This window comes from Bradyrhizobium sp. NAS80.1 (genome assembly GCF_001908205.1).
In the GTDB taxonomy this organism is placed as follows: Bacteria; Pseudomonadota; Alphaproteobacteria; order Rhizobiales; family Xanthobacteraceae; genus Bradyrhizobium.
On sequence record NZ_LGHL01000486.1, the window covers coordinates 1 to 1,132 of the forward strand.

At 63.4% G+C, this 1,132-nt stretch carries 1 protein-coding gene; it reads left to right on the forward strand.

Going from position 1 to position 1,132, the window contains the following annotated elements:
* Positions 1–896, forward strand: an 896-nt coding sequence (locus AC629_RS44435; RefSeq protein ID WP_084810836.1) for an IS110 family RNA-guided transposase, incomplete at its 5' end; no start/stop codon positions are given.
* Positions 897–1,132: the final 236 nt, after the last annotated feature.

A 1,132-nucleotide genomic window follows, 5' to 3' on the forward strand; every position in this document is an offset into this window, starting at 1 on the left:
TGACGAAACCTGTCGGAAAGCCGGATGCGGGAAAACTGCACGTCCGGTTTGATGAGCGGGGAGAGGAAACGGAACGCGCAACAAGCGCATCACCGCGCCTCTCCTCGACTCTACTCAAACGGCAGAAGAACGACACCACGGACGCGGAGGCGATTTGCGAGGCGGTCACGCGGCCCACCATGCGGTTTGTGCCGACCAAGACGGTCGAGCAACAGAGCTGTCTGATGCTTCATCGCGCGCGTCATCTCTTCATTCGCCAGCAGACTGCCGTCATCAATTCAATCCGCGCCTATCTTGCCGAGTTCGGGATTGTCGCCCCCGTCGGACGCCGGGGTGTCGAGCAACTGCTGGAAGTCGTCGCCGATCCAGCCGATCACCGGCTCCCGGAGGTGGCCCGCGCGTGTCTTGCGGCGCTCGGCAGTCAGTTGCGGGCCCTGAAGGCCCAAATCCTGGAGTTCGACCGACGCATCATCGCCTGGCATCGATCAAGCGCGACGAGCAAACAGTTGGACGCGATCCCCGGCGTCGGGCCGGCGCTGGCAACAGCGCTGGTCGCGAGCGTTGCCGATGCCAAGGCCTTCCGATCGGGACGGGACTTCTCGGCTTGGGTTGGGCTCGTGCCGAAGCAGAACTCGAGCGGGGGCAAGGACAGGCTTGGCAGTATCAGCAAGCAAGGCGATCGCTATTTGCGCAGCCTGTTCACGGCCGGCGCACTCGCCGTGATCCGCTATGCCAAGATCCACGGCACGGGGCATCGGCCCTGGCTCGCCGCGTTGTTGGCGCGGCGCCCCACCAAGGTCGCTGCGATCGCGCTCGCCAACAAACTCGCCAGGATCGCATGGGCGATGATGGCCAGGAACGAACGCTACAAGGAACCCGCCGCTCTCACGGCGTAAACGAGACCACAGCCGGACACGCCGGTGTGACGTAACGGTTGGAAGGACGAACAGCACTTAATGCAGCGCCGGTCGATCCGGCGATCAGGACAACCCACATGGGCCATGGCATCTTCGAATGCGTGCTGTTGATCGGGACCTGATCCGCGGAGGGCATTATGGCCAGCGGTCAAGTGAACCGCGCAAACAGGCCGAACACATGGCCGCTCCGACCAACGCCGCAAAGTGAAGATTCC